Raw genomic sequence first — 22,247 nt, forward strand, 5'->3', positions numbered from 1 at the left:
AGCTCAATGACACATTGGACCAAACGAAGGACTTGCCTCCAAGATAGACGGCATGGGTATTTTCGCCATGTGACTGTGGTTCACTGGTTGCTCAATTCAAAAGTAGACCGATTTTCCTGAGTAGGGGCCGCGCCACTGTGTGCATTGAAGGCAGATTCCATGTAGGCGGCAATCTGCTCGGTCAGTCCAAAGTAGCCTCGGCGTCCTTCTAATTCAGCCAACTTAAATGTGACACGTCCACGCGCCTTGGCAGCCAGAAGCGCTGCAACACTTGGATAGCGCAGCACTTTGCACATGTCCTTCGAGTCCATCATCGGCCCATAGGTGGCCAACATCATTTCTCTTAAATTTGCGCTCATTTGTGAGTATTCGTTGGCGAACGTAATTGAATTTTGTTTGAGGATCTATCCATTGATCACAACCAAATCGTATTGGAAATGGATAAGTATTGCAAGTAAAAGATCGCCTATTTGAGTTGTATTTATATTAAACAGTTGTCAGCATATTTTAAAATATACATACTACATTTATTAATACAACTTTTGCAGCAAAAGATGGCTTTATTTCTATGCAATATATTAGTATGTATACAGAAAATAATAGGGGTAGCTAATGTGACAAATCTAGAGATTTAAGCTTCCCACAGATTGCTGAAGTCAAATTGTGGCTTTGTATGAGTCAGAATCAGCATGGGGATCTATTGCCGAGGTGGTTCGATGCAGGAGGGCATGCCTGTGTGTTAGAAATGACCGAACCGGGCGCGGTACGTGTCGGATTGCCATCGACAGGACCCGACCCAAAGCGGAATCCGGTTGGCCCAGACTCATTGCCTGATAGCAGACATCCAGGACTTGCCCTCCAAGGAGGTACGATGAACAGCCGAACAGGACTGATTGGCTTCTTCCAGTCTGTATACGCCTCGGCAAAGAACCCTAACCGGTAGTTCGCGGTTCAGCTTAAACATTAGGTCGCATGAAACCACCAATCCTCCACTTCCCGTTTACTGCGTCCGATGGAATTCACGAGTGCCGAATAGAACTCGATTGGCTAGGATCGGAGCGCTACTACGTAGATGATTCACTAGTCCTAGATCAGTGGTCACTTCTTGGCAAAACCGCAACTTTCACCGCCCACGGTGTAAAAATTCAAGTGCGTACTCGAATTGAGATGCGCCATGGCGTCATGGAAGTACTTCTAGACGAGCAAGTGGTCATTAACAATCTGCTTGCGGACTACAACACCGAATTCAGTGCAAGTTTGAAGAAGTTTTGGGTGGCGGAAAAACCCATGGTGCTTGGCTCTTTGCGTGCAGAAGTGGGCATATGGATAGTCTTATTCGTCGCGTTCTTCATTTTCTTCAAGTGGTTGAAGTGACCTGCCCCCTATAAGGAAAAGCCTTTGCCAACGAATGAGACGCCCAAAGCAGTTATTGACCGATGACTCCAACTGGCCGCAAAGAGTCATTCGCTCACGGAATAAACGAGTCTTGTGCCGGTACATCGGCACCAGCCAATAGTTGGCCTGTTGGATACTGCCGCATAAAGTCCATGCTCTGCTCAGGTTTGGCTTTAAGCCAGGCGTCATAACTGTCCGTTGGCAGGATCACCACCATGCGTTTTTCGTCAACTGGCTTGTGAAACCGGCCCATCAGTTCATGACCATCGGCGTTGATGGTCAACATGGTGAAACTGTGCAACACGCCTTTGGCTGACTTCCATGACGACCACAAACCGGCAATGCCCAACGGCTCACCGTTCTCACTGGCGATCCGTGTCGCAACAGCCTTGCCATTGCGCCAGTCGGGCTCATAAAAGGCATCCACCGGAATGATGCAGTGTTGGGCATGATTCCAGGCATCCCGGAAACTGGGTTTGCTTGCCACCGTCTCGGATCTGGCATTGAAGGTCTGGCGGCCAATCTTGGTATCGGTGGCCCAGTGCGGGATCAGGCCAAAGACACCAGAGAGCGCTTCCCGCTCAGGTACAGCCTCATCACCCAAATCGGCTTCTCTGGGCCTGTGAATGAAAGAAGCGGCATATCCCGGCCAGACATCGAACTTGCCCGGCTCGGCAGGTGGCTCCACACCAAAATGGCGGATGTAACGCTCACGCTCCTTGACGGCTTGATAGTGGCTGCACATTTGTTTGACCTTGAGCTAGCCCTGCACGGATTCACCAGTGGCATAAAACTGCCCACCAGCAACATGGTGAATGGTTCGCAGCTCATCCGGCGCCGCCTCGAAATGCCAGCGGCCACCCTGAAACACCCGCTCATCGGCCCATGCCGAGACAACTTCCCCGATGAACAGATCAAAGGTTTGCTCGTTGTGGGGTTCCGGCACCCGCTTGCACACCAACCATCCGACGCAACCGGCCACCAGGGGGACATTGGAGCCAGTTGCGGTAAACAGCTCAACGCCATGCTTGCTCAGTTTGTCTGGCACCTCTTTGGCGCTATCGCTGCCGACACCCACTGTCAGGCTGACCATGGCCTTGGTTGGCAGTTGCAGTGCAAACTCACCGCTGGCCATCAGCAACTCGCGTGTGTAGGTGGCCTTGTCCAGCACCACTGTGACCTTGGGCGACTGACCGAAGTCGAGCACACAGGCCCAGGCAGCAGCCATTACGTTTGAAATGCCACCATAGGCGGCAGACACCAGCACCGTTGGCCCATGGTTGAGCAGCCGGTAGGATTTGTCGAGAGGGACGGCAGTGAAGTGTTCTGGTTGCATGGCAGTCCGGGCTCATCGTTTCAAAGTAATGGACATCGTATCTCAGCCCTTGTCCCCAATAAGCGGGACCAAGCCTGTGGACAAGAGCATGAACAAGTCGGCAAACCCAGGCCAGCTCTGGCCTGGCGAAGGTGTGCTTAAACAATAAGCAAAATACTCATGGAAACTTGTCTTCAAGCAGGGCAGTGAAATATACTGGTTAAATGTACAGTTATATTTCTGCCCTGCAGCCGGTGCCCACCTCCGAGGCACCGCTGCAGGTGCTGCTTCTCAACAATCGGGTCCATGCCGGTTTCCCGTCACCCGCTGAAGACCTCGGTGGCCAGCGCATTGATCTGACCCAGGTCCTGATCACCCATCCCCAGGCGACGTACTTTCTGCGGGCCAGCGGCCACTCCATGGTGGAGGTTGGTATCTTCGACAAAGACATCCTAGTGGTGGACCGCGCCATCAAGGCCCGGCACAACCACATCGTGGTGGCCATTGTGGATGGTGACTTCACGGTCAAGCAGTATTACCAGCGAGCCGGGCGCATCAAGCTCAAAGCCGCCAACCCCACTTTTGCCGACATCGTCCCCAGAGAAGGTCAGACCCTCGAAGTCTGGGGTGTCGTCACCAGCAGCATCAAGCAGTTCCCGGTTTAACCCCCCGACCGGCCCACATTCAAATTCAAAGCATAGTCATGTACGCCCTGATTGATGGCAACAACTTCTTTGTGAGTTGTGAGCGGGTATTCCGTCCCAGTCTCAACGGCCTGCCGGTGGTGGTGCTGTCCAACAACGATGGCTGTGCCATTGCCAGATCCAACGAAGCCAAGGCCCTGGGTATCGCCATGGGTGCCCCCTGGTTCCAGATCAAACACCTGTCAGAAGAGGCAGGGCTGGTCGCCCTGTCCGCCAACTTCGCCCTCTATGGTGACCTCAGTGACCGGATGATGAGCCTGGCCGCCGGTCTTGGCCCGCATCAGGAGGTGTACTCGATTGATGAAAGCTTTATTGACCTCAGCGGGGTTCGCGGTGACCTGGTGGCACGCAGCCACAAGATCCGTTCACGCATCCTGCAGTGGGTCGGCATTCCCTGCGGCATTGGCATCGGGGTCACCAAGACCCTGGCCAAGCTGGCCAACCATGTTGCCAAGACGGCAGAGCGTAAACCCGGCAGCTATCCAGCGCATCTGGCACAGGTGTGTGACCTGTCAGCACTGAAGCCGTCAGAACTGGAAGCGGTGTTGGCAGCCACCCCGGTCAATGAAGTCTGGGGTGTGGGCCGGCAAATCTCGAAGCAACTGACGGCAGCCGGTGTCAACACCGTGTTGGACCTGATTCGTCTTGATCCGGTGATGGTCAAAAGCCGCTGGTCGGTGGTGCTGGAGCGCACCCTGCGTGAATTGCAAGGCACCCCCTGCATTGACCTGGACCATGCACCGGCCCCAAAAAAGGAAATCGCCTGCACCCGTTCCTTTGGCCATCCGGTTACCGAACTGTCCGACCTGGCTCAGGCGGTGACAGAGTTTGCCAGCCGAGCTGCAGAGAAGGTGCGCAAGCAGCACAGCCTGGCTACTCAGGTCATGGTCTTCATCCGCACTAGTCCCTTTCGCAAGGATGCCCAGTACAGCCAATCGGTGATCGTGCCGTTGGTGCGGCCCAGTGCCGATACCGCTGTCATCCTCTCTGCAGCCTTGTCTGGCCTGAAGACCATCTACCAACCCGGGTTCCAACTGGCCAAGGCTGGAGTCATGCTGCTGGACCTGCAGTCCGACACCGTGGTTCAAGGTGAACTGGACCTGCAAGACGACGCGGATCATCATCAGGGGCAAGACTGTGACAAGACCCAGCTCATGTCGGCCATGGATGGGTTGAACCGGCGTTATGGCCGTGGCACGCTGAAGATGGCCAGTGCCGGTCTGGCCGGAGACAAAAGGATCTGGTCGATGAAGCAGCAACGCCGCACCCCGGGCTACACCACCTGTTTTGACGACATGCCGGTGGCCAGGGCCTGAGAGGAGGGCGGGCTGGAGCACGCCCAACGTCAACGGTCACGACCTGGTGCGGGTCACCGATGCCAGTATTGCCCATCAGGCCCAAGCCACCCAGGTCAACCACCAGGCCCGCTCGAACCACGAAAACCTGAAATCTAGCTGAAACGGAAATCACTGGGCAGGCTGATCTGACGGCTGATGACTTGACAACGTGGGCAGGTCTATTCACCCAAATGCGTCTTCAGGCCACTTGGCGCTAATTACCATTAACGTTTTCCAACTGATTCACCTCGTGCCACATTTGCTTCGCTTTGTCATTACCCTTTTGCTGTGGGTGTCCGTGTCCACCGGCCACGCCGCTGAAAACTTTGCAGCCTGCCCACAGTTTTTTGCCAATGGCAAGCCACCGGTACTGAAACTACACCCCACAGATCGGGCTTTGTGTTACGACTCTTTTGCGATTCTGCATTCCAGTCAAAGTAAAACGCCGGTGTATGTTGCCGAGAAACTGAACCGGGCGGTGATGGCTGAGCCACCGCAGCAACGTTCGGACCACTTTTTTGAAGAGGCCAGGTTACGAGAGGCAGAGCGAGCCACGCTTGATGATTACAAAGGCAGTGGTTATGACCGGGGTCACATGGCCCCTGCTGGAGACATGAGAACGGCAGAGGCGATGGCACAAAGTTTCTCGCTGGCTAACATGGTTCCGCAGGCACCTGAACACAACCGGGGGGCATGGGCAAAGTCTGTTGAGACACCCACTCGAAAATACGCATCCAGAGCCACTGGCGATGTGTTTGTCATCACCGGTCCGGTGTTTGTGCCCAATATTGCTCAAAGTCCGAGCATTGGGGCAGGACGGGTGCATGTTCCCAAATACCTGTTCAAGTTGGTTTATGACCAGAGCAAAAACAGGGCCTGGGCTTACTGGCATTTGAATGACGACGCCACCCGTGGCTCGAAGCCGATCAGCTATGGTGAATTGGTCAGGCGAACTGGGATTGAATTCTTGCCGGGAATGAGCCCTGGGGAGTGAGAGGCTGGTGGAATCAGCATGTTGTTCGCTATCGCCCTCATTACGGGCTTCGCAGCGGAAGCGGGCATTCAGTGACATCCCCCAATTGGGGGGTGTTCAGGTCACACACACAGACAGTCACAATGCAGCGAAGGCAGTTTTTTATTTTTCCCGAATGAAATTTGCAACTTTGAAGTCGGTTGGTCATAGCATTGCGGATTCCCTTGCAAATGGAATCTGCTTACTGATTGGGTACACGAAGTTGACATTTTTAGCGAAGCTGCTGATTCCGACTCGGGCAATATCGAGATTGATTTTGGTTTCGTCATTTTTGTTCATATAAGAGAAAAACAAAGCGCATCAAAACCGCGGTTCCTGCGCCGGATTTCGCCAATCAGACTTGGAATTGAATTTCACGAGCTCCACGCCACCAGGACGAACCACGACAGAGTTGGCCATCTTGTCGTGCCAGCCTTGCTTACGGCGATCAAAAGCGACCCAGATGAACCCTACGCCCAGCGGGATCATGGAAACGAAGTAGCCCACGTATCGGATGACCGATTGCATCGTCGTCAACGGCGCTCCGGTATCGGCATCAACAATGCGCGCTGACAAAGCCATCTTTCCGGGGGTTGCGCTCTTGTAGACCCAGAACGCAATGACCGCGGCGGCGGGCAAAAGCAGGTTGATAAACATATCCCCGACGCCCATGAACGTCCGGCCTGGATCGGAAAGTCGACCATAGACTGCGTAGGTCAGCGGCAGCATGATGGCGAGCTGCAGCAGCATGTCGATGACAGATGCGCCGACACGAGGCCAGAAGCCCACGTACTCAAGATCATTTTGTTGCATTGAATTTTTGCCTGGTTGTTTTGGTTGGGATCATCATAATTTAGCGGTCGCCGCCAAAATAGCCAAATTTCGTCGCCGCCGCCAAATCTCGCCATTTTTTGGCGCTTGGTCAACCCAGGTAAGTAACCCTTACGAAATGCTGAGATGCCCTGCGTTATCGGCGAGCCTTTAAAGTCGTAAACACAACAACTTTTTGTCTTGTGCAGCAGGTGGCTGTGGTGCCTGCTGTGGGCCAGTTGCTGTCAGTGGTGAGTGACAGCTTTGGGGAAGCAAATTTAGTGGTTCCGCGTACACTGGTTGTTGCGACTAAGTTTCCATAGTAGGCTGATTGCGGGCCATCGCCCAAAACGCGGCGATGACCGCTGCTGTTGCAGTTCGTCATTGGCCTACTCAGTTTAATCTATGCCGCATTGCTGGCTGGCTGACAAGGGCCCTTTTGATGCAACCCGGACGGCTCGCAAAGAAAATGCTACGGTTAGGTCTCCGATTGGCATGCGCGCGCGGAGATACGAAGGCATTGCGCGATACTGTGGCCTATGGTTGCCGACTATGGTCAAGAACATTGCGCAAAAGCGCGTCGGATGGCAGGGCCATTGACCAGATTGTTGCCGGTGAGTAAACCGTGAGTTCGCGCAGATATCGCTGGCTAAAGCGGGTCATCGTGAAGGCGGTACGCAGGTTCCTATCGTGGATTGAGGAGCAGAATGTGGCGGTGATTGACGTGAGAAGCTTGGTTGGCCAAGAGGTGCAGGGTTGGGCCTTGTGGGAAGTCTTGGGAAAAGGCGCAGACGGGATCGTATACGTGGGCGAGCGCGCCGGCGAGCAGGCAGCTGTGAAAGTGTTTTTTCCTGAGCAATTGGAGCGGTATGGTTTTGAGCAACAGCAGCAACGACTCGAACTCCAGCTTCAACTCAAAGGTAGGAAGCATCACCCCAGCCTTGTAGAGATATTTGATGGTGGTGTTGATGCAGAACTACAGACACTTTATTTGGTAATGGAGTACGTTCCCGGTCAGTCTCTTGACAAAATACTGGACAAACTGCCCTACGAAGCCATAGCACCTCTAGTCAATCAACTTGCCGGTGCGGCGCAGTTTCTGGAGGAGCGAGATCTGGTTCATCGCGATATCAAGCCAGCGAACATAGTGATTAGTGATGACTTCAAGACGCTAACGCTGCTTGACCTTGGAGTTGTACTGCGTCCACCAGATGCCATGGATGACCGCATATCAGGCGACGAGTTTGTTGCATCGGTTCGCTACAGCCCCCGTGAGTTTGTGTGGCGGGACGAACTGGGAACGGACCGAGACGCGTGGCGCGCGGTCACTTTCTACCAAATCGGCGCAACGCTACATGACATGATCATGCGTTATCCGATCTTTCGTGGCCGTGACACGCCGCCGGCCAAGCTTTATGAGGCGGTCAAACTTCACACGCCGGAGATTTCTTCGTCGGATTGCGAACCGTGGCTGGTGAAGTTGGCGGAGGCGTGCCTAATCAAGAGTTGGCGCGAACGCCTGAAGCATCTAGACTGGGCAAGCTTCTCAGGGCCAGCTCCAGCGGGAGACAGGTCTCAACTGCGCGATGTTCGGCTGAAGCAGATTCAGGCGGATGAACGGCGACTCCAGGTACAGGAGACGCTAAGCGCAATGCCGCCTAGGGCTTCTCGTGCACAGGAGCTTTGGAAGCTTCAGAACGGCGTCTTCCTTGAACTGCGTCAGTTCTTAATGAGCGACCCCGTTTTCCCAACCTTCAGTGGAAGCCATTCCGCCTCCGGTGGTGTCTACGAGCTTCTGTTTTCTTTTGATAAAAACGCTGATTTGCTGTTTTACAAGGTTGTCACAGTCAGCATCGTTCTCCGCATTGCTAGCGACACCGAGGCGGCCACGGATATTGGCTTTACTGGCAAGATGGATTCACAGGAATTATTCGCGGCGAGTTGGCGTGAGATGTTCTCTGTCGAAAGGGCGGCAGAGCTTTGTGAGCAGGCGTTTGCTCAAACAGTGGCAAAGGCACTTGAAAACTGAGAACCCCAAGGATCGCGCTCATGAATCACACGTTCTGGATTAACGATAAAGACCTCGACAAAGAGCAGGGGCGAGCCGTTCAAAATATCGGCATTGACGAGAGTTTTCTCATCCGTGGCCCAGCTGGGTCTGGGAAGACCAATATTCTTTTGTTGCGCGCCAAGAGGCTGGTCTTGAAGAAGCTGAGCAACCTCAAGGTGATAGTCTTCACATCGAGCCTAAGAGACTTTGTAAGGCTGGGATGCGCGCAATATGGAGTACCACCGGAAATTGCGACGACGGGAATTCGCTTGTTTCGAGATTTGCTTGATGAATATGGTGTCTCATACTCGCTAACAAAAGATTTTGAAGTAGATCGCAACCTATTGGCTGGCAAGGCCAAAGCATTGCTGGACTCACACGGCATCGAGAACACTTTTGATTCTTTGCTTGTCGATGAAGCGCAGGACTATACCGATACAGAGTTGCTGGTACTTCGAAAATTGACTAAGAGGTTGGTTCTGGTTGCAGACACGCGACAGTCAATTTACAAGATGACACACACGCCCGGCGTACTGGAACAACTGGTTGGCGATAACGTTGTGAACTTGAAGTATCACTACAGGAGTGGTCTGCATATCTGCAAAGTTGCCGACGGGATATTGAAGGACTCGAAGAACTTTCCAGCAATTGCTGCTGAGTCAAAGTACGACGAAAAATCGAAACCTTCATCTGTCGTTATTGTTCGATGTGATGGCTTTGATGAGCAAATCGCAGCGATCCTCAAGAAGTTGGGTCCGCAACTTAACCTTTACCCCACGGAACACATTGGAGTGCTCTTTCCGAAGAAGGAGCAGTGCGTGGCCTTCGAGAAGTTTCTAGCTGACTCCTCACTGGTTGACAAAGGGCGTATATGGTCGGACACGTTGCATGGGGGGAAGGGGTGGGAGTTTCGCGCTGTACACATTGGCGGATGTGAAGCGCTTTACAGGATGGGCGCGACACAGAAGAGATTGGTCTATACAGGGGTCCTTCGGGCGAAAACATCGGTAAGCCTCTACTACACGGGGAGTGTTCCAGGCTACCTAGACTCCGCAGTTGCATTGTTGTCGCCGCCCCCTGACGACACCGAACTTAGTGATCTATTTTAACGAGTTGGCAATTTGATGCGTATAACCAAGCTCACCACCTCAGCGATCTTCGGCGCTGACCTAAAGTCTGCTCAAATTCCCGAAGATCTATTTTCTAAGAAGGGCCGACAAGCGCTTCACGAGTGTTTTTGGTCTGAATATGGAGATGGGCTGGAGCTGCCCGTGGCGCTTCGGCCAGCATTAGGTGATGCTGAATCGCTTTTTGCGGACGCGGCGACGTACTTTTCCGCGTTTGTTCCGATCACAGCGTACCTTCGTGTTTTGGACAATGATTCATTAAAGGAACCATTGCACCGATTTAAAGAGATATCTCCCGATCTAAGTACTCACCAACTTAGATCAGCGATTGGATTGGCCATAGGCGAGCTTTTGACAGCCTCACTGAGGAACTCCAAGTCGCCCACTGAGAGTGCCAGCTATGGAGCGTCAAGATGGACACTTTCCTTCGCGGTATATCGATCGGCAGCATTGCACGGAGACTTGTCGTCCGATGTAGTTGTAGAGCGGTGGTTGCGCATTCGGGAAATTATGAAAATGGACTCCCCAATGGAGCACGCCGCTTCGATCTCGTGGATAAGAACTCTGCAGGGTAAAGGCGCTTCACCGCAATTGGGAGACGGGCCGCAGGCTGCTATAGCGGAGACAGTCTCCGGGCGTCAATCTCTAAGCTGGCTTGGAGGCAAGTTGGCGGAGTCACTCGGGGGTATCCGTCGCGAGGTTGAAGCTATGCGCGGTCCCTTCGATGACAGGTCGGTGGCATTCAGCCAGTTGGTGCAAGCCGTGACAACCAAGCTCCCAAACGGGGAGCTTGGCGCAATTTGCATTGCATTCTTCTGCAATGAAATACTTCCGGGTTCTCTGTCCCACTTCAGGTTGTTGGCGCCCTTGATTTCCGCCTATCCCACTGTGGTGATTTGGTATGGCATGTTTGCAAGCCTATCGGAAGGATTTGACTGGCGGGAGGCATTCTCTGGATTCGGCCTCAAGATGGCTCGTGATCTACTTCAGCCTTTCTCGCCGGGGCGACGGCCAACCTGCGATATCGCATTTGCGGAGTTAGAAGTTCTATCTCGCCTGCCGCTGAAGGCAGATGTCATGAAGCCGACGCACCCCAGGGCCTGTTCGGTAGAGCTGTTCCCGGGAGTGGATGTTTTCTTCAGGTTCGGCAATGATGACGATTCGAGAGCGCAGGCAGGCGATGAGAGACAGCTAATGGAGGACCATGCGAGGCGGGATGGACTATTGAGACGTCTGCTGCACGAAGCACTGGAATTGGTGCCAGAGCGGAAGTTGCCAACGCCATCTCCCGCACTGAACCGCTCTAAACGTTTGCGTGGTTAATTGGACCGGTATATATGGAGTCCTTTGAAACGCTCACGTTCTTGCGAGGAATCGCCACTGTTATCTCTCATCCTTTCGTTGCGCCGACACGCAAGGACCGCAGGCCGAGGGATCTAGCATTAGATTTGCATGAAGCTGCGGACGATTGGTTCCTCAAGCGCTTCGGAGTCAGATTCCGAAGTCAGTCGATATTTGTTACGAGCCTGCGTGTCGTCGCATCAGGTTATGGCCAGCAGACGGTCCGCATCCTACCGCTGGGCAACTACCGATACTGCTGGTCAAGGTCCACCTCGGACTTGCTCTATATTCTGAAAGGCGCAACCGTGGGACAGGTTCAAGGACTATTAGATGCTGCACAGTATGTGGATGTGGATTTGGCAGCCGCTCACCGCGAGGGGCACGAGGTGATGTTGCATTGCGACGACTACGTCGCGATTCCGTTCGAGAACTGTCCCGATCCGGTTTCGGTAACTACAGCCAATGGAGCCAAATTGATCATCTTTTAGAGGCTGGCTTGTACTGTTGATTTGCGGGCAATGTGATTTGTTGCCCCCCCAAAATACTTCGCCTGAATAGATGAATGTTTGCTTACGCTCGATTAGATTGAATGAGGGCCTCAGCTATGGGTAGGTCAGCACCAGTGAGTTAAGAGACACCGAGAGACCCGGATCCGCCACTGGCGAGTGGCAGCTTTCATGCATTGAAACTGATCGTTCGGAATTCCACTTTCGGTCGGTAGCTGAGGTATCCAGAACGCTGAGATTCTGTTGGCTTTGGTTGAATATTTGGTGCCCAGGCCACTTGCTCATTAGCACATTGAATACTTGCCACCATTTTTTTCAGGATTTCGTAGCGGAAACTGGCAGCAACTTCGAATGAACCAGCGCAGCAACTCTGAACAGATGTCACTAATTACGAAAACCAACAAACGCGCCACCTGGTCAGGGGTGCAACGGCAGGCCTTCTGGTTGGAGCCCAGGTAACCACAGGGGCAGGGGTTCATCGCACCAATCAGCTGGAAACGCGCCGGAAACTCGCTGCGCCGCGCTGCGCGCGAGATGGTGATGGTGCCGGTCTCCAGCGGCTCACGCAGGGCCTCCAAAGCGGCTCGTGGAAACTCCGGAAATTCGTCCAGGAACAAGACGCCATGATGCGCCAGCGAGATTTCGCCGGGGCGCGGTGGTGATCCGCCACCCACCAGCGCCACTGCGCTGGCCGTGTGATGTGGCTGGCAGGTAGGCCGACGCGCCCAGTTGGCCAGCGAAAAGCTCCCACCCAGGCTGGCGACGGCGGCACTTTGCAGCGCTTCATCGGTGCTCATGGGTGGCAGCAGGCCCACAAAACGCTGCGCCAACATCGATTTGCCCGCGCCCGGAGGCCCCATCAGCAGCAGGCTGTGGCCACCTGCGGCGGCAATCTCCAGCGCCCGTTTGGCGCCCAACTGGCCTCTGACATCGGCCAGATCGGGGTAATCGACCACTTTTACAAAAGGCTCAGAATCGACCCTGACCCAACCATCACCTGGCTCGGCCGCTCTGTTTTCTGAAGCAGCTGGCAAGAAGTTCTGTACCACATCGAGCAGATGCCGGGCACGGTACACCTGGGCACTGGGCACCAGCGCGGCCTCTTCGGCGCTGTCTGGCGGCAACACCAGCTGGGTGACAACACCGCTGCCATGCAAGGCCAGGCTCATGGCCAGCGCACCCCGCACCGGGCGCAATTCGCCCGACAAGGACAACTCACCGGCAAATTCCCAGCCCGTCAAAGCAGCTGCATCAATCTGGCCACTGGCGCCCAGAATACCCAGCGCAATCGGTAAATCAAACCGGCCCGAGTCTTTGGGCAAGTCGGCCGGCGCCAGGTTGACCACAATTTTCTTGTTGTTGGGAAACTCCAGGCCCGAGTTCTGGATGGCCGAGCGCACCCGCTCACGCGCTTCTTTCACCTCGACATCGGCCAAACCCACCAAAGTGAAACTTGGTAAACCGTTGGCCAGGTGGACTTCGACGGTGACAGCCGCCGCATCCAGGCCCAGCAGGGCCCGGCTTTGCACCAAAGACAGACTCATGAAACCTCCTGACTAAAACGGTGCACGACCAACAGGCAGCGCCTCCGATTGATGCACCACGATGGTGCTTACTGGTTATTTATACAGATATCTTAACCCACAGTTTTCATGCTGATTTACAAGGCTCCAGCCAGGCAAAACCAGGCGTCTGGCACGAACCCTGCTTTACAAGCTCGTCAACCCACTTGTTGGAGAGGCCGATGACTCTGAACCCGCCGAGTGTGACCCACTCTTTCCAAGCCAAGGAGAACTCATGAAACTTGTCACTGCTATTGTTAAACCCTTCAAGCTCGATGAGGTGCGCGAAGCGCTCTCCTCCATCGGTGTGCAGGGCATCACCGTTACCGAAGTCAAAGGCTTCGGTCGCCAAAAGGGACACACCGAACTCTATCGAGGTGCTGAGTATGTGGTGGATTTTCTGCCCAAGGTCAAGGTCGAGGCCGCCGTGTCTGACGAGATGCTCGACCAGGTCATCGAAGCCATCGAAGGCGCCGCGCGCACCGGCAAGATTGGTGATGGCAAGATTTTTGTCACACCGGTTGAGCAGGTGATCCGCATCCGCACCGGCGAAACCGGCAAGGAAGCGCTCTGACGCCCACTTCTCACTTCACACGAGATTCACAACATGAAAAAACTACTTGCATCCTTTGCGCTGGGCATGAGCTTGTTGCTTGGCGGCACCGTTGCCTTGGCGCAGGCCCCCGCCCCAACCACGTCTGAAGCTGCGGCAACCACCGCTGCACCCGCAGCCCCTGACGCCGCTGCTCCGGCGGCCGCTGCGCCTGCCGAGGCACCTGCTGCAGCCGCTGCTGCTGCCCCAGCCGCCGCCGAAGCGGCTGCGCCCGCTGCCGCGCCCGCACCTGTTCCAAACAAGGGCGACACCGCCTGGATGATGGTCTCCACCCTGCTGGTGATTTTGATGACGGTGCCTGGTCTGGCGCTGTTCTACGGCGGCCTGGTCCGCTCCAAGAACATGCTGTCAGTGCTGATGCAGGTCATGGTCACCTTCTCGATGATCGTGGTGTTGTGGTTCGTTTATGGCTACAGCCTGGCGTTCACCGAGGGCAACGCGTTCTTTGGCGGCTTTGACCGACTCTTCATGGCGGGCGTCTGGGACAACGTTGCAGGCACCTTTGCCAACGGCGCGACCTTCAGCAAGGGCGTGGTGATTCCTGAAATCGTGTTCGCCGCCTTCCAGGCCACCTTTGCCGGTATCACCGGTACCCTGATCGTGGGCGCTTTTGCCGAACGTATGAAGTTCTCTGCGGTGCTGGCTTTCATGGTGCTGTGGTTCACCTTTGCTTACGCACCGATTGCCCACATGGTCTGGTTCTGGATGGGCCCCGATGCCTACAGCGCTGCGTCCGTGGCTGAAGAAATGACCAGCAAGGCCGGCATGATCTGGCAGTGGGGTGCGCTGGACTTCGCGGGTGGTACGGTGGTGCACATCAACGCCGCTGTGGCCGGTCTGGTGGGTTCCTACATGGTTGGCAAACGTATTGGCTACGGCAAAGAGTCGATGGCGCCTCACAGCCTGACTTTGACCATGGTCGGCGCCTCCCTGCTGTGGGTGGGCTGGTTTGGTTTCAACGCTGGCTCCGCTCTGGAAGCCAACGGTTTTGCGGCTCTGGCCTTCATCAACACCTTTGGTGCCACCGCTGCGGCCATCCTGGCCTGGTGTATCGGTGAAACCCTGATGCGCGGCAAAGCCTCCATGCTGGGTGCAGCTTCCGGTTGTGTGGCGGGCTTGGTTGCCATCACACCCGCCGCTGGCAACGTCGGTATCGGTGGTGCGCTGGTGATTGGTTTCCTGTCTGGTTTTGCTGGCCTGTGGGGTGTGAATGGCCTGAAGAAACTGCTGGGCGCTGACGACTCGCTGGACGTGTTCGGTGTGCACGGTGTCTGCGGTATCTTGGGTGCCATCCTGACCGGTGTCTTCAACAGCCCCGCCCTCGGCGGCCCCGGCTACGTGGCGGACTGGGTCACAGCCACCATGGTGACATCGGCCGACTACTCCATCGCAGCCCAAGTCTGGGTGCAAACCAAGGCGGTGTTGACCACCGTGATCTGGTCGGGTGTGGTGTCGTTCGTGGCCTACAAGATTGTGGACATGACCATTGGTCTGCGTGTCAGCGAAGAAAGCGAACGCGAAGGTCTGGACATCACCTCCCACGGTGAAACTGCCTACGGCCGTTAAGGTCTGGCGGGTTGCAGGCCCCGTGCCTGCAACAGGTATTTTTTTTGAGTGCTTCCTAGAGAGTTGGCCCACCGGGTGTTTGCGACCCCGGTGGGTTTTTTTTGGTCAAGTCGGTGGCCAAACTGGGCCAAGCACTTTGGCCAACACCCTCTTCATGCCATGTTGAGATCACGCCACAAGCACATCGCGGCGTTTCAGAGGGCATAGGTCCTCAGGGCTTCAGAAACTCTCCCAATTGGCATCCGTCGTGCTGCGGTCCTGTGCCAATGATGTGACTGAAGCGGGGGCAGCCAAAGACACTTGAACTGGCTTGCGCGCCTGGACACCCACAGCAGGCGTCGACAAAAGGGAGGCTCGGCCGTGGTCGTTAACACCCAGCTTGAACACCGCCACCGTTTGCACCAGGTCATGTGCTTGTGAGCGCAGGCTGCTGGCCGCTGCGGCCATTTCTTCGACCAAAGCCGCGTTCTGCTGCGTGGCTTGGTCCATCTGTGTGACTGCTTCACCGACCTGGCTGACGCCTTGGCTTTGTTCGTTGCTGGCGGCACTGATCTCGCCCATGATGTCGGTCACCCGTTTGATCGAGGTCACCACCTCGGTCATCGTGCTGCCAGCCTTGTCCACCAGGGCCGTGCCTTGTTCGACCCGTTCCACACTGTTGTTGATCAGCAGTTTGATTTCCTTGGCGGCTTCGGCGCTGCGCCCGGCCAGGCTGCGCACTTCTGAGGCGACGACTGCAAAACCTCGGCCTTGTTCACCGGCGCGGGCTGCTTCAACAGCCGCATTCAGGGCCAGGATATTGGTCTGGAATGCGATACCGTCGATGACGCTGATGATGTCCGATATTTTGCGAGACGCTTCGTTGATACCCTTCATGGTGTCCACCACCTGCGCGACGACTTCACCACCTTGCGCCGCCACTGTCGAGGCACTCAGGGCCAACTGGTTGGCCTGGCGCGCGTTATCCGCGTTTTGTTTGACGGTGGAAGACAGCTCTTCCATGGACGCGGCGGTTTCCTCCAAAGCGCTGGCTTGGGATTCGGTACGCGAAGACAAGTCGTGGTTGCCCTGCGCGATCTCGGAACTGGCGGTGGCCACAGACTCGGAGCCTTGGCGCACACGTTGAACCACCCCAACCAGATTGGCTTGCATTTTGGAGAGGGCTTGTAACAGATGGGCGATTTCGTCTTGGCCGTCCTGCGGCAGGGTCTGGCTCAAGTCGCCTTCGCCAAAACGCTCGGCGGCGCTGCTGGCCAGCGTGATACCTTTGGCAATACCGCGTGAGATGCTCCAGCTGGCAAACACTGCGATGCCCACACACAGGGCCAGCAGCGCACCACCCACCAAGTAGAGCTGGTTGAAAATGGCCTCAATGTCATCCTGTGTTTTGGCGATGCTGACCAGCTGGCCGTTCACCAAAGCCTGGGTGGCCCGCACGTACTCGGCGGCGGCCGGGGCGAACTTGCTGCGCACCAGTTCCTGGGCACCCGCGCCATCACCCGAGTCCTTCAGCGTGATCGCTTCTTCACGCGCCTCCAGATAGGCCTTGCTCGCCTGATCCACAACGCCTACCTGCTGGAGGATACTGTCGTCCTTGGCCAGTTCCAGGAACTTCTTCTGTGTGGCAACCGTCTGCGCGGTAGTGGCATCCACGTCAGCCTTGAAAAATGCCAACATCACCGTCCCCGGGCCATAAGCCATGGCCAGCGCGCGTGCCGAATTTTCGCGAATGTCGGCCTGCCATTTTTCGGCCAGATCCAGCAACTGGGTCTCCGACTCCATACGCTCTGTTGCCAGAGACACTTGGTGTATCCGCCATGCAGCAAACGCAGACAACACCAAAAAAGCGAGTGTGATGACCGCGAAGCCTAGGGACAGCCGCGTGGAGATTTTCAGCTTGTTCATGGGATATCTCTCGAAAGGCGCTGACGCCATCAGGCGTTCAGGCCAATTGAAGCCGAGCTTGTCGGCGAACTGATCAGAAAGCCAAGCTGCAGCGCTGCTGTGCAGCGAACAGACTTGGCAGCCAGGGTCTCCCTTTGCCCATCTTGGGTATGGACAAAACCTTGATGCAGATGCTCAGGGCAAAAAGCACCGTTCAGCGCACCAGGCTCGGGCGTTTGTTGTCAAACTTCCAGCCGGGAATCAGGTACTGCATGGCAATGGCATCATCCCGCGCCCCCAGGCCATGCTGCAGGTACAGCTGGTGCGCTTTTTCAACCTCCACCATGTCCAGCTCAATGCCCAGCCCCGGCTTGACCGGCACGGTGATGTTGCCGTCCACAATCTGCAGCGGCGCCTTGGTCAGGCGCTGGCCGTCCTGCCAGATCCAGTGGGTGTCGATCGCGGTGACCTTGCCGGGCGCTGCGGCAGCCACATGGGTGAACATCGCCAGCGAGATGTCAAAGTGGTTGTTGGAATGTGAGCCCCAGGTCAACCCGTTCATCTGGCACAACTGCGCCACCCGTACCGAGCCCTGCATGGTCCAGAAGTGGGGATCGGCCAGCGGGATGTCCACGCTGTGCAAGGCCACCGAGTGCGCCATTTCGCGCCAGTCGGTGGCGATCATGTTGGTGGCGGTCAACAGACCGGTTTCGCGCCGGAACTCGGCCATCACTTCACGTCCCGAGAACACACCCTCGGCACCACATGGGTCTTCGGCATAGGCCAATGCATCGCGGTGGTCACGGCACAGGCGGATCGCGTCTTTGAGCAGCCAGCCACCGTTCGGGTCAAGTGTGATGCGCGCGTCAGGAAAACGTGCATGCAGCGCCTCGACCGCTTCCATTTCCTCCTCACCGCGCAGCACGCCGCCTTTGAGCTTGAAATCCTTGAAGCCATAACGGGCATAAGCCGCTTCGGCCAGCCGGACCACCGCTTGGGCATCCAGGGCTTTTTCGTGGCGCAGGCGCAGCCAGTCGTCGGCCTGGTCGGGCTCACTGCGGTAGGGCAAATCGGTTTGCTGGCGGTCAGCCACATAAAACAGATAGCCGAGTACGGCCACGCTGGTCCGTTGCTGCCCCTCACCCAGCAAGGCAGCCACCGGCACCCCCAGGTGTTGGCCCAGCAGATCCAATAAGGCACTTTCGACTGCGGTGACCGCATGGATGGCGATACGCAAGTCAAAGGTCTGTTGCCCACGGCCACCACTGTCGCGGTCAGCAAAAGCGACACGCAGGCTGTTGAGCACCTGGTTCCAGTGGCCAATCGACTGGCCAACAATCATGTCTTGCGCCGCTTCCAGCGTCTGACGGATTTTTTCACCACCAGGCACCTCGCCCACGCCGGTGTGGCCCGAGCTGTCGGTCAGGATGACCAGGTTGCGGGTGAAAAATGGCCCGTGTGCCCCGCTCAGGTTGAGCAGCATGCCGTCATGTCCGGCAACCGGGACAACACGCATGTGGGTAACAACGGGGGTGTGATGGGGGGCAACTGCTGGCATGACGACGCTCTTTCTCAATGGATGAAGGTTGATGGAAGGATCTACTTAGCAGACATCGTACAACTAAAGAGCTGTAATTGACAAGAGGACCAACCCTCACCCACGCGCCGCAGCCGCCAGCATGCACTCAGGCTCAAGCGCCCCTGGACCCAACACCATCACAGCTTGTGGACAAGCCGTTCACATATGAAAAAGGGGAAATTGGGTCGCGCCACCCCCATGGGCCACCATTCAGAAAAGTGGCTGTTTTTTGCCCGCAGCCCTTACACCAAAAGGGAAACATGCTATGGATACGATGGCAATCACTGCACTTGGCTGAGTTGCGCCCGGCGCAGGCGTTCGCGGCTGTTGCTCAGATGCGTGCGCATCGCGGCGCGCGCGCCATCCGAATCACGGTTGCGGATCGCGTTAAAAATGTTTTCGTGGTCACCATGTGCCTGCTGCAAATACTTCAGCCGCCCTTCTGGCGCACTGTTCGAGGTGTTGATCCGGGTGCGCGGGATGATCATGGTGCCCAGATAGGTCATCAGGTCGGCAAAGTGGCGGTTGCCCGTGGCGCGCGAAACCTCCATATGGAACGCAAAGTCTGAGGGCACAGCCTCGGAGTCGTGCTCAATGGCATCCGAAAACGCCTTGAGGGCCAGCTCCATGGCGGCCAGATTGGCATCGGTGCGGCGCTGAGCAGCCAGGCCAGCGGCCTCGGTCTCCAGGCTGATGCGCAGCTCCAGCAAGGCAATCACATCGGCCAGCGTCGAAAAATCGCAGCCGGTGATTCTGAAGTTACTGGTATCGGGCAGCGCCAGAGCAAAAGTGCCAATGCCGTGGCGGGTTTCCACCAAACCCGAGGCCTGCAAATTGGACAAGGCTTCACGCACCACCGTGCGGCTGACCTCAAACCGGGCCATGATTTCCGACTCCGTGGGCAGTTTGTCGCCCGGTTTGATGGCACCTTCGCGGATGCTGGCAGCCAGGCTGTTGACGATTTCTTGCACCAGCCCACGCGGCCGCCGTTGACGGCTCGCCGGGGTACTAGGGGTTTTCCATGATTCCATAAAAAAACGATTGACTCCCTGATTTCTGCGGATCACAATTTAACTCGTCAGACAACATACAACTGACAAGTTAAGCCGATATCGAACTGTAAAGCGTTAAACCATTTCCGTCCAGTGACCTGATGAATAACCTGCCACAAGAGGGCGATAGCCCCACACAGAGCAACACACCAGCGTCCATCTTCCAACCGAGCCATGCCAGGAGACAACCCATGCAAGAGACCTCGATCAACCCGCGCCGCCGCTTTTTGAAGCTGGCCGCCAGCACCAGTCTGGCAGCTGCCAGCACAAGCGCTTTGGCGCAAGCCTTCAGCTTCAGCCCCAACCAGCGCTACCCAGACCCCTCGGTGTTGATCCTGGACCCCAGCTTTGCCAAATACCGGCTCTACAGCAGCACGGTGGAGCAGGTTGGCACCGGCATGCGTTGGGCCGAAGGTCCTGCCTACTTCCCCAATGTGGTGGCGGGCCAACCAGGCTACTTGCTGTGCAGTGACATTCCCAACAACCGGCTGATGAAGTTTGATGAAGCCACCGGCAAATTTTCCGTGTACCAGCAAAACGTCAACTATGCCAATGGCAACACGCGGGACCGCCAAGGCCGTCTGATCACGTGTGAACACTCCGTCACACGGCGCGTGGTTCGTACCGAGAAAAACGGCAAGAAAACAGTGCTGGCCGACCGTTTTGAAGGCAAACGCCTCAACGCGCCCAACGATGTGGTGGTCAAGTCAGACGACAGCGTCTGGTTCACCGACCCACTGTTTGGCATCAACGGTGAATGGGAAGGCTCACGTGCCAAACCGGAGCAGGCGACCACCAATGTCTACCGCATCGCCAAAGGCGGCCAGATCACGGCGGTGATCACCGACCTGGTCAACCCCAATGGTCTGGCCTTCTCACCCGACGAGAGCAAGCTGTATGTGGTCGAGTGGAAAGGCACCCCCAACCGCAGCATCTGGAGCTTTGATGTCAATGCGGATGGCACGGTGAGCAACAAAACCAAACTGATCGACGCCAACGGCACCGGTTCCCTGGACGGCTTCCGGGTAGACCGCGACGGCAATCTGTGGTGTGGCTGGGGCCACAGCGGCGCGTTTGCTGCCGAAGCCACCGATGTCGGTGGTGGCCTGAAAGCCCATTTGCCCACCGGCAACTCCGAAGAAATGGATGGCGTGAAAGTCTTCAGCGCCCAAGGCAAAGCCATCGGCTTCATCAAGCTGCCCGAACGCTGTGCCAACCTCGAATTTGGCGGCCCCGAGCGCAACCGCTTGTACATGGCCAGCAGCCATTCTCTGTATGCGTTGTATGTGGAAACACACGGCGCTGTTTAGTCCAGTCACTTTCTTTTTTCTCACCTACCAACCGGAGATCATGATGACGTTTCGTAGAACTTTTCTGGCTGCAGCCGTGGCGGCTGTCGGCATCACAACCGCGCTCAGCAGCGCCTTTGCCGCTGACGCGACCAAATGGCCGACCCGCCCCGTGCAGGTGATCGTGCCCGCTGGCGCGGGTGGTGACACCGACTTCAACGCCCGCCAGATGGCGCGTTTTTTCGAGAAGATCACAGGCAAACCGATGGTCGTCACCAACGTCAACGGCGGTGGTGGCACGATTGGCATGTCCCAAGTGGAAAGCGCTGCACCCGATGGCAACACGCTGTTTTTTGCCCACACCGGCATGATGATCATCAACGAGGTGTCGGGCATGAGTGACCACAAGTTTGACACCAAGCTTGATGTGGCCTGCATTCCCGCCATCGACAAAGGGGTGGTTTTGATCGGCAGCAAAAAGTCCGGTTTGAAGACCGTGAAGGATGTGGTGGACAAAGCCAAGGCTGCGCCGGGCACGGTGATTTATGGCACAGAAATGGGCGGTTACTCACACCTACAAGGCCTGATCTTCCAGAAAAAGGCGGGGATTCAGTTGAAATTTGTCGATGTCGGTTCAGCTTCCGACAAGATCACCTCCCTGCTCGGCGGGCGCATTGATCTGTCCTCGATCTCTTTTGGTCCGGTCAAAGACTACGCAACCACCGGCGACATGACCATGCTTGCGCAATACAACGATGCGCCCAACCCGCTGTTGGGCAACATCAAAACCTTCAAAGACCAGGGTACGCCTTTGGATATGAGCAAGCCTTACATCATTGCCTTTCCGAAGGGAACCGACCCGGCCATCATCAAAAAAATGGCTGACGTGATGCAACAGATCACCAAAGACCCGGCCTACGCCAAGGCACTGGAAGATGGGTTCAAACAACCGGTGTCTTTCCTGCACACCAAGGAAGCCAACGACATGCTCAACAGGGTGCGTGACGACTTCCTGCAGTACAAAGACGTGCTGCGTCAGAAGAAGTAAGCCACGCAGACTCACTATCAGGGTGCAAGCGCGCAACAGCGCGCTTCACGCACCTGT

Annotated in this window: 19 protein-coding genes and 1 pseudogene; 12 read left to right on the top strand and 8 right to left on the bottom strand. The window is 56.2% G+C overall.

Annotated elements, in window-relative coordinates; translation table 11 throughout:
• Positions 1-80 precede the first annotated feature (80 nt).
• Positions 81-359, bottom strand: a complete 279-nt coding sequence (locus FDG13_RS01030; protein WP_180124887.1) for a hypothetical protein — start codon at positions 357-359, stop codon at positions 81-83.
• 613 nt (positions 360-972) lie between these two features.
• Between FDG13_RS01030 and FDG13_RS01035 the strand changes: the two genes are divergently transcribed.
• Complete coding sequence (locus FDG13_RS01035; RefSeq protein WP_180124889.1) at positions 973-1,374, top strand: hypothetical protein; 402 nt, start codon at positions 973-975, stop codon at positions 1,372-1,374.
• 94 nt (positions 1,375-1,468) lie between these two features.
• Here FDG13_RS01035 and FDG13_RS01040 read toward each other — a convergent pair whose 3' ends face one another.
• Both FDG13_RS01040 and FDG13_RS01045 read right to left on the bottom strand, forming a co-directional pair.
• On the bottom strand, positions 1,469-2,140 hold the full coding sequence (locus FDG13_RS01040) for an SOS response-associated peptidase (protein ID WP_180124891.1): 672 nt from the start codon (positions 2,138-2,140) through the stop codon (positions 1,469-1,471).
• A gap of 15 nt (positions 2,141-2,155) precedes the next feature.
• Positions 2,156-2,731, bottom strand: coding sequence for a flavin reductase family protein (locus FDG13_RS01045; protein WP_180124893.1), 576 nt, complete (start codon positions 2,729-2,731; stop codon positions 2,156-2,158).
• Positions 2,732-2,934: 203 nt separating this feature from the next.
• On the opposite strand from FDG13_RS01045, the gene FDG13_RS01050 reads away from it, so the two are divergent.
• From FDG13_RS01050 to FDG13_RS01060, 3 genes are all read left to right on the top strand, one after another.
• Positions 2,935-3,375: a LexA family transcriptional regulator gene (locus tag FDG13_RS01050; RefSeq protein WP_180124894.1), complete on the top strand. Its 441-nt coding sequence runs from the start codon at positions 2,935-2,937 to the stop codon at positions 3,373-3,375.
• A 38-nt stretch (positions 3,376-3,413) separates the two neighbouring features.
• Positions 3,414-4,730, top strand: a complete 1,317-nt coding sequence (locus FDG13_RS01055; RefSeq protein WP_180124896.1) for a Y-family DNA polymerase — start codon at positions 3,414-3,416, stop codon at positions 4,728-4,730.
• A gap of 280 nt (positions 4,731-5,010) precedes the next feature.
• Positions 5,011-5,745, top strand: a complete 735-nt coding sequence (locus FDG13_RS01060; RefSeq protein WP_180125340.1) for a DNA/RNA non-specific endonuclease — start codon at positions 5,011-5,013, stop codon at positions 5,743-5,745.
• Positions 5,746-6,084: 339 nt separating this feature from the next.
• Here the strand turns inward: FDG13_RS01060 and FDG13_RS01065 are convergent, their stop codons facing one another.
• Positions 6,085-6,576, bottom strand: coding sequence for an RDD family protein (locus FDG13_RS01065; RefSeq protein WP_180124898.1), 492 nt, complete (start codon positions 6,574-6,576; stop codon positions 6,085-6,087).
• A gap of 622 nt (positions 6,577-7,198) precedes the next feature.
• On the opposite strand from FDG13_RS01065, the gene FDG13_RS01070 reads away from it, so the two are divergent.
• Genes FDG13_RS01070 through FDG13_RS01085 form a run of 4 tightly spaced genes read left to right on the top strand, consistent with a single transcriptional unit; the run spans position 7,199 to position 11,579 of the window.
• The gene (locus tag FDG13_RS01070) at positions 7,199-8,602 is read left to right on the top strand and encodes a protein kinase (protein ID WP_180124901.1); all 1,404 of its coding nucleotides are present in this window, start codon (positions 7,199-7,201) and stop codon (positions 8,600-8,602) included.
• Positions 8,603-8,622: 20 nt separating this feature from the next.
• Positions 8,623-9,732 carry a UvrD-helicase domain-containing protein gene (locus FDG13_RS01075; protein WP_180124903.1) on the top strand — a complete coding sequence of 370 codons (1,110 nt, stop codon included), beginning with the start codon at positions 8,623-8,625 and terminating at the stop codon, positions 9,730-9,732.
• Positions 9,733-9,747: 15 nt separating this feature from the next.
• Complete coding sequence (locus FDG13_RS01080) at positions 9,748-11,073, top strand: hypothetical protein (protein ID WP_180124905.1); 1,326 nt, start codon at positions 9,748-9,750, stop codon at positions 11,071-11,073.
• 14 nt (positions 11,074-11,087) lie between these two features.
• Positions 11,088-11,579, top strand: a complete 492-nt coding sequence (locus FDG13_RS01085; RefSeq protein WP_180124908.1) for a hypothetical protein — start codon at positions 11,088-11,090, stop codon at positions 11,577-11,579.
• A gap of 422 nt (positions 11,580-12,001) precedes the next feature.
• On the opposite strand, the pseudogene FDG13_RS01090 reads toward FDG13_RS01085, so the two are convergent.
• Positions 12,002-13,141, bottom strand: a pseudogene (locus FDG13_RS01090) (YifB family Mg chelatase-like AAA ATPase); the annotation flags it as partial.
• A gap of 253 nt (positions 13,142-13,394) precedes the next feature.
• Between FDG13_RS01090 and glnK the strand changes: the two are divergent.
• Positions 13,395-13,733 (top strand): P-II family nitrogen regulator, encoded by a 339-nt coding sequence (glnK, locus tag FDG13_RS01095; protein ID WP_078365450.1) that lies wholly within the window; start codon positions 13,395-13,397, stop codon positions 13,731-13,733.
• 33 nt (positions 13,734-13,766) lie between these two features.
• Positions 13,767-15,338 (top strand): ammonium transporter, encoded by a 1,572-nt coding sequence (amt, locus tag FDG13_RS01100; RefSeq protein WP_180124909.1) that lies wholly within the window; start codon positions 13,767-13,769, stop codon positions 15,336-15,338.
• A 219-nt stretch (positions 15,339-15,557) separates the two neighbouring features.
• Here the strand turns inward: amt and FDG13_RS01105 are convergent, their stop codons facing one another.
• The 3 genes from FDG13_RS01105 to FDG13_RS01115 all read right to left on the bottom strand — a co-directional run bounded on the left by FDG13_RS01105 (position 15,558) and on the right by FDG13_RS01115 (position 19,832).
• Positions 15,558-17,243 carry a methyl-accepting chemotaxis protein gene (locus FDG13_RS01105; RefSeq protein ID WP_180124911.1) on the bottom strand — a complete coding sequence of 562 codons (1,686 nt, stop codon included), beginning with the start codon at positions 17,241-17,243 and terminating at the stop codon, positions 15,558-15,560.
• A 193-nt stretch (positions 17,244-17,436) separates the two neighbouring features.
• A complete protein-coding gene (gene gudD / locus FDG13_RS01110; RefSeq protein ID WP_180124913.1) occupies positions 17,437-18,780 on the bottom strand; it encodes a glucarate dehydratase in 1,344 nt (447 codons plus the stop codon).
• A 302-nt stretch (positions 18,781-19,082) separates the two neighbouring features.
• Positions 19,083-19,832 carry a FadR/GntR family transcriptional regulator gene (locus FDG13_RS01115; RefSeq protein WP_180124915.1) on the bottom strand — a complete coding sequence of 250 codons (750 nt, stop codon included), beginning with the start codon at positions 19,830-19,832 and terminating at the stop codon, positions 19,083-19,085.
• Positions 19,833-20,044: 212 nt separating this feature from the next.
• On the opposite strand from FDG13_RS01115, the gene FDG13_RS01120 reads away from it, so the two are divergent.
• Both FDG13_RS01120 and FDG13_RS01125 read left to right on the top strand, forming a co-directional pair.
• A complete protein-coding gene (locus tag FDG13_RS01120) occupies positions 20,045-21,163 on the top strand; it encodes an SMP-30/gluconolactonase/LRE family protein (RefSeq protein ID WP_180124918.1) in 1,119 nt (372 codons plus the stop codon).
• Between the two features lie 43 nt (positions 21,164-21,206).
• Positions 21,207-22,190: a tripartite tricarboxylate transporter substrate binding protein gene (locus FDG13_RS01125; protein WP_218942570.1), complete on the top strand. Its 984-nt coding sequence runs from the start codon at positions 21,207-21,209 to the stop codon at positions 22,188-22,190.
• Positions 22,191-22,247: the final 57 nt, after the last annotated feature.

Origin of the sequence: Rhodoferax sp. BLA1, assembly GCF_013416775.1 — a bacterium.
In the GTDB taxonomy this organism is placed as follows: Bacteria; Pseudomonadota; Gammaproteobacteria; order Burkholderiales; family Burkholderiaceae_C; genus Rhodoferax.

What these genes read in the sequence shown, in the direction of transcription:
- FDG13_RS01085 (WP_180124908.1), top strand. Translation starts at nt 11,088, where the DNA reads ATGGAGTCCTTTGAAACGCTCACGTTCTTGCGAGGAATCGCCACTGTT.
- FDG13_RS01105 (WP_180124911.1), bottom strand. Translation starts at nt 17,243, where the DNA reads ATGAACAAGCTGAAAATCTCCACGCGGCTGTCCCTAGGCTTCGCGGTC.
- FDG13_RS01030 (WP_180124887.1), bottom strand. Translation starts at nt 359, where the DNA reads ATGAGCGCAAATTTAAGAGAAATGATGTTGGCCACCTATGGGCCGATG.
- FDG13_RS01080 (WP_180124905.1), top strand. Translation starts at nt 9,748, where the DNA reads ATGCGTATAACCAAGCTCACCACCTCAGCGATCTTCGGCGCTGACCTA.
- FDG13_RS01035 (WP_180124889.1), top strand. Translation starts at nt 973, where the DNA reads ATGAAACCACCAATCCTCCACTTCCCGTTTACTGCGTCCGATGGAATT.
- FDG13_RS01050 (WP_180124894.1), top strand. Translation starts at nt 2,935, where the DNA reads ATGTACAGTTATATTTCTGCCCTGCAGCCGGTGCCCACCTCCGAGGCA.
- FDG13_RS01065 (WP_180124898.1), bottom strand. Translation starts at nt 6,576, where the DNA reads ATGCAACAAAATGATCTTGAGTACGTGGGCTTCTGGCCTCGTGTCGGC.
- FDG13_RS01115 (WP_180124915.1), bottom strand. Translation starts at nt 19,832, where the DNA reads ATGGAATCATGGAAAACCCCTAGTACCCCGGCGAGCCGTCAACGGCGG.
- FDG13_RS01120 (WP_180124918.1), top strand. Translation starts at nt 20,045, where the DNA reads ATGCAAGAGACCTCGATCAACCCGCGCCGCCGCTTTTTGAAGCTGGCC.
- FDG13_RS01055 (WP_180124896.1), top strand. Translation starts at nt 3,414, where the DNA reads ATGTACGCCCTGATTGATGGCAACAACTTCTTTGTGAGTTGTGAGCGG.
- glnK (WP_078365450.1), top strand. Translation starts at nt 13,395, where the DNA reads ATGAAACTTGTCACTGCTATTGTTAAACCCTTCAAGCTCGATGAGGTG.
- FDG13_RS01040 (WP_180124891.1), bottom strand. Translation starts at nt 2,140, where the DNA reads ATGTGCAGCCACTATCAAGCCGTCAAGGAGCGTGAGCGTTACATCCGC.
- amt (WP_180124909.1), top strand. Translation starts at nt 13,767, where the DNA reads ATGAAAAAACTACTTGCATCCTTTGCGCTGGGCATGAGCTTGTTGCTT.
- FDG13_RS01125 (WP_218942570.1), top strand. Translation starts at nt 21,207, where the DNA reads ATGACGTTTCGTAGAACTTTTCTGGCTGCAGCCGTGGCGGCTGTCGGC.
- FDG13_RS01045 (WP_180124893.1), bottom strand. Translation starts at nt 2,731, where the DNA reads ATGCAACCAGAACACTTCACTGCCGTCCCTCTCGACAAATCCTACCGG.
- gudD (WP_180124913.1), bottom strand. Translation starts at nt 18,780, where the DNA reads ATGCCAGCAGTTGCCCCCCATCACACCCCCGTTGTTACCCACATGCGT.
- FDG13_RS01075 (WP_180124903.1), top strand. Translation starts at nt 8,623, where the DNA reads ATGAATCACACGTTCTGGATTAACGATAAAGACCTCGACAAAGAGCAG.